The organism is Caulobacter sp. P1_B12_2, assembly GCF_056406675.1.
Genome location: NZ_JBFTZS010000334.1, coordinates 1 through 5250 on the forward strand (window position 1 = coordinate 1; position 5250 = coordinate 5250).

At 68.5% G+C, this 5250-nt stretch carries 4 protein-coding genes; 2 read left to right on the top strand and 2 right to left on the bottom strand.

Translation table 11 applies throughout. The features are described from left to right. The coding region (locus AC1DZ6_RS18340) for an OPT family oligopeptide transporter (protein WP_477098576.1) at positions 1-1736 on the bottom strand (1736 nt) is incomplete at its 3' end. A gap of 127 nt (positions 1737-1863) precedes the next feature. Further along, positions 1864-2649, bottom strand: a complete 786-nt coding sequence (locus AC1DZ6_RS18345) for a PhoH family protein (RefSeq protein WP_477098577.1) — start codon at positions 2647-2649, stop codon at positions 1864-1866. Between the two features lie 316 nt (positions 2650-2965). On the opposite strand from AC1DZ6_RS18345, the gene AC1DZ6_RS18350 reads away from it, so the two are divergent. Both AC1DZ6_RS18350 and AC1DZ6_RS18355 read left to right on the top strand, forming a co-directional pair. Then, entirely contained in the window at positions 2966-3496 is a 531-nt protein-coding gene (locus AC1DZ6_RS18350; protein WP_477098578.1) for a gamma carbonic anhydrase family protein, read from the top strand. A 131-nt stretch (positions 3497-3627) separates the two neighbouring features. Next, positions 3628-5250, top strand: a 1623-nt coding sequence (locus AC1DZ6_RS18355) for an ATP-binding protein (protein ID WP_477098579.1), incomplete at its 3' end; no start/stop codon positions are given.

Here is a 5250-nt window from a genome sequence, read left to right on the forward strand (position 1 = left end):
ACCATCTTGTCATAGAGCCATCCGATCACGGCGCCGACCACGACCGGCGCGGTCACGGTGCTGGGCAGGTAGATGGCCAGTCCCACGCCCAGGGGCGGCAGGCTGAAGCGGCCGTTGCTGGACTTGCGCAGGATGATGTCGACGATGACCAGGCCCAGGCCGATCRTGGCGCCGTAGCCCAGCAGGCTCCAGTTCAGGTCGCCGCCGATCACGCCCTTGGCCAGGGTCGAGATCAGGGTCGCCTGCGGGGCGTCCAGCGGCTTGGCGCCGGCGACGGTCGACAGGTTGGCCGCGCCCGAGAAGCCGTTCGACTGGTTCAGCAGCTCGAGCACGAAGGGGATGACGATGGCGCCGGCGATGACGCCGATGATCAGGGCCACCTGCTGCTTCCACGGCGTGGCGTCGACCAGCTGGCCGGTCTTCAGGTCCTGCAGGTTGTCGTTGGCCACGACGGCCACGGCCAGAACCATGGTGGTGACATAGAGGGCGTAGGCCACCAGGGCCTTGGCGATGTCGGGGCCGATCACGCCGCGGCCGACGACGCCGACCATCAGCGAAGCGCCCAGCACGGTCAGGATGGCGATGCCCGAGACGGGGCTGTTGGACGAGCCGATCAGGCCGGCCATGTAGCCGCAGACGGCGGCGGCCAGCAGGCCGGCGAGCACGACATAGCCGATGCCGATGGCCACCAGCGGCGCGGCCAGGCTGGTGATCGGACCGCCGGTCAGGAAGTTGGCCAGGAACCAGCCGGCCGGAGCCAGCAGCAGCAGCGACACCAGGCCGACGATGCCGATCGGAATGTCCTGCTCGGTGCGCGGGATCACCGCGCCGCCCACCTTGCGGGCCTTGTTGGCCTCGAAGGCCGACATCAGGCCGGCCCAGATCGGCAGGGCCAGCTTGCCCAGGGTCCAGATGGCGGCGGCGCCGATGACGCCCGCGCCCATGAACCGCACCTCGGTCTTCCAGACGGTCAGGGCGTGCTTGGCCACATCGACGCCCGGCATCGGGTGCAGACTGGTCATCACCGGGACGAGAACGCCCCAGGCGATGGCCAGGCCGGCGAACATGGCGACGCCGACGGTGATGCCCATCAGGTGGCCCGCGCCCATCAGGGCCAGCGAGCTGGAGGCGCCCAGGCCGGTCGCGCCGGCCCCGGCCTTGAAGTAGCCCGCCACCTCGGCGGCGAAGATCTTGGCGGCGGCCAGGGCGGCGAACACGGCCGAGGCCACGGTGCCCAGCACCACGGCGACCAGGCCGAACACGCCCTCGGCTGCGCCGGCCCGCGAGCCGGTGCCGACCTTCAGCACCTCGGCGGCGGCGACGCCTTCCGGGTAGGGCAGGTCGGAATTGGTCACCAAGGCCCGGCGCAGGGGGATGGTGTACATGACGCCCAGGATCCCGCCGACCAGGCAGGCGCCGAAGGTGGTCAGGAACGGCACGTGGCTCCACCAGCCGATCATCAGCAGGCCCGGCAGCACGAAGATCACCGACGACAGCGTTCCCGCCGCCGAAGCGATGGTCTGGACGATGTTGTTTTCCTGGATCGTCGCGGTCTTGAAGGCCCGCAGCAGGGCCATCGAGATGACCGCCGCCGGGATCGAGGTGGCGAAGGTCAGGCCCACCTTCAGGCCCAGATAGACCTGGGCGGCGGTGAAGACGAGGGTGATGAGGATGCCGAGAAGCACCCCTCGGATGGTGAACTCCGAACGGGGAGTCGCGGCGGCGTCGGACGACATGAAGGGTCCCAAAACAGTTAAGGCGGTCGGACCTTGCACGTCCGACCGCCCCAAACTCAAGCCTAGTTCCGCATTTTCCCGTTTCGCGGGTTGGCGTTACCCTTCAAATCGCCTTTCAGGGCAAGGTTCAGAGCACGCCCAGCATTTCCGCGACCAGCGGGTGCCGGACGATGTCGCGGTCGGCCAGACGGACCACCGCGATGTTCTCCAGCGCCTCGAACTTCTCGGCCACGTCGCCCAGGCCCGAGATGCCCGGCAGCAGGTCGGACTGGTTCGGGTCGCCCGTGACCACCATGGTCGAGTTCCAGCCCAGGCGGGTCAGCAGCATCTTCAGCTGCATGTAGGTGCAGTTCTGGGCCTCGTCGATCACCACGAAGGCGTTGTTCAGGGTGCGGCCGCGCATGAAGCCGACCGGCGCGATCTCGATCGCCCCCTCGGCCATCAAGGACCGCATCCGCTTGACCGACAGGCGGTCGCTCATGGCGTCGTAGAGCGGCCGCAGATAGGGGGCCAGCTTCTCCTCCATGTCGCCCGGCAGGTAGCCCAGCGACTCGCCGGCCTCGACGGCGGGGCGCGACAGCACGATGCGGCCGACCTTGCCGGCCTCCAGCGCCTCGACGGCCTTGGCGATGGCGATGTAGGTCTTGCCGGTGCCGGCCGGGCCGAGGGCCATGATCAGGTTCTTGTCGTCGATCGCCTCCATCAGGCTGGCCTGGCCTGGCGATTTGGGTTTGATCGTTTTGAGGTAACTCTGGTCCCTGTCTTCATGCCCCGGCGTGCCTAGCGGCGACCAAGCTTGGCGATGCTCCACCGGCAGGCGGCGCACCTTGGCGTCGTCGTCGTAACGGCCAGCGTCGTTCGCGCCTTCGCGCACCATCCGCTTGAGAGCTCGCTTGGTCATGTAAGCCTCCATTCAGGCATGAAAAAAGGACGCGGCCGAATGGCGACGTCCTTGGAGCAGGTGGAGAGGAGAAAAACGGAAACGCGAGCGCGGCCGGGCGGTTCGGAGCTTGCCCCCGAAGGCGGTAATGAACGCCCAAACCCCAAAACCGACACCCAAGGTCTCCGTTTACCGGGAGGCCGCGATCGGCGATCGAACGCGGCTCGGATACGAGAAGAATGTCTCCCGATATGGGAGTGTTCCCCCTCGAATCGCACAAACACAATGGGGCGAGCATGGTTTATGAGCCGTTAAGGCCTTGCCTGATTTTAGAACACGAGGTGTACGGATGACTGTCTATTCCTTGGGCGCCCTAGGTCCCACGCTTCCCCCGGAGGGCGAATATTGGATCGCGCCCAGTGCCCAGGTGATGGGAAACGTCATCCTGCGGAAGAATTCGAGCGTCTGGTGGGGGGCAATAGTTCGCGGCGACAACGATCCGATCGACATCGGCGAGAACAGCAACGTTCAGGACGGCTCAGTACTGCACACCGACGTCGGCAGCCCGCTGACCATCGGGGCCAATGTGACGATCGGCCACATGGTGATGCTGCACGGCTGCACGATCGGCGACGGCTCGCTGATCGGCATCGGCTCGATCATCCTCAACGGCGCCAGAATCGGGAAGAACTGCCTGATCGGCGCCGGGGCCCTGATCACCGAGGGCAAGGAGATCCCCGACAATTCGATGGTCATGGGCGCGCCCGGCAAGGTGGTCCGCGAGATCGGGCAGCAGCACGCCATCGTGCTCCAGGCCTCGGCCCTGCACTATGTCGAGAACTGGAAGCGATACCGAACCGAGTTGAACCGGATCGACTGAGAGCGTGACAGCCGAAAGTGGATGCCGGTTTCGGCGCCCGTCACGCTCTGAATGTTTAGGCGTCGCCTGCCCGACTTAATACAAAACCGACGGTTTGCGCGCATCCTCGGGCCATGGCGTGGGGAAAGCGGATGGCGGCGAGCCCGAGACGAGGTTGGAACCCGGCGCACCGGCGCCTGGCGGTCCTGACGCTCGCCTACGCCGCCTGCATGGCCTACAGCCTGCTCCTGGCCGGAGCCGCCCAGCGCATCCCGACGATCTGGACCGCCAACGCCGTGCTGATCGCCGGCCTGCTGCTGCTCAACCGCCGCCACGGCCTGGCCCTTCTGGGCCTGACCGCCGTGCTGCACGTGGTGCTGGAGCTGTCGGTCGGCGACTCGCCGCGGTTYGTTCTGACCATCACCGTGCTCGACGCCCTGCAGACCGCCGTGACGGCGGCCCTGCTGCGGCTGACGCGCCTGCCGATCCGCGTGCGGTCGATGAGCGGCTTCCTGGCCCTGACGGGCGTGGCGACCAGCCTGACCGCCGTCACCTCGATCATCGTCAACGGCCTGCTGTCGATGAGCTTCGGCGGCCCGTTCTGGCGGGCCTGGAGCGAGTGGACGACCTCCAACGTGCTGGGCGTGGCCATCGCCCTGCCCACCCTGCTGATCCTGTTCGACCGCCGCCATCGCGACAGCTTCCGCGTCAGCGCGCTGGAATCGGTGCTGGTCTTTGCGCTGGTGCTGGCCACCGCCGTGACCGTGTTCACCGCCGACGTCTCCCTGCAGGTTCTGCTGTTCGCCCCCGCCCTGCTGGCGGTGTTTCGCGGCGGACCGCGCGCGGCGGCGGTGCTGGTCACCGGTTCGCTGGCCGCGACCATCCCAGCCATCCTCCACAAGACCGGACTGGACCCCGTGGCCGCCGTGCCGCCGCTGCGCCACGCCCAGATCTTCCACCTGGTGCTCTACGCCGTCTGCCTGGCCGCCGCCCTGGCCCTGAGCCGGCAGACGCGGCTGCAGGCCCTGCTGGTCCGCCGCCAAGCCGCGGCCCGCGCCGCCCAGGCCAAGGCCCAGGCCGCCAACCAGGCCAAGTCCGACTTCCTGGCCACGATCAGCCACGAGATCCGGACCCCGCTCAACAGCATCCTCGGCTTCGCCGCCCTGGTCCGCGACGACCCGACCCTGTCGCCCGAAAGCCGCCGCCGCCTCGACCTGGTCGGCCGCGCCGGTCGCTCCCTGGCCGAGATCGTGGGCGACCTGCTCGACTTCGCCAAGGTCGAGGCCGGCCGCCTGGACCTGGCCCTGACCCCCGTCTCGCCCGCCGACCTGCTGCGCGACGCCGTCGCCATCGTCGCCCCGGTCGCCGAGGCCAAGGGCCTGGCCCTGTCGGCGCGGATCGAGACGACCGGCGACGGCGACGAGGCCGTTCTCCTGGCCCTCGACGAGACCCGCCTGCGCCAGGTGCTGCTGAACCTGCTGGCCAACGCGCTGAAGTTCACCGCCCAGGGCCGGGTGGACGCGCGGCTGATCCTAGGCCCGGGCCCGGGCGACCTGCGGTTCGARGTCGCCGACACCGGCATAGGCATCGCCCCGGACGTCCAGGCCCTTCTCTTCCGTCGCTTCACCCAGGCCGACAGCTCGATCAGCCGCAGCTATGGCGGGGCCGGGCTGGGCCTGGCGATCAGCAAGGCCCTGGTCACCCAGATGGCCGGCGAGATCGGCGTCGTCAGCACGCTCGGYGAGGGCTCGCGGTTCTGGGTCGCGGTGTCGGCC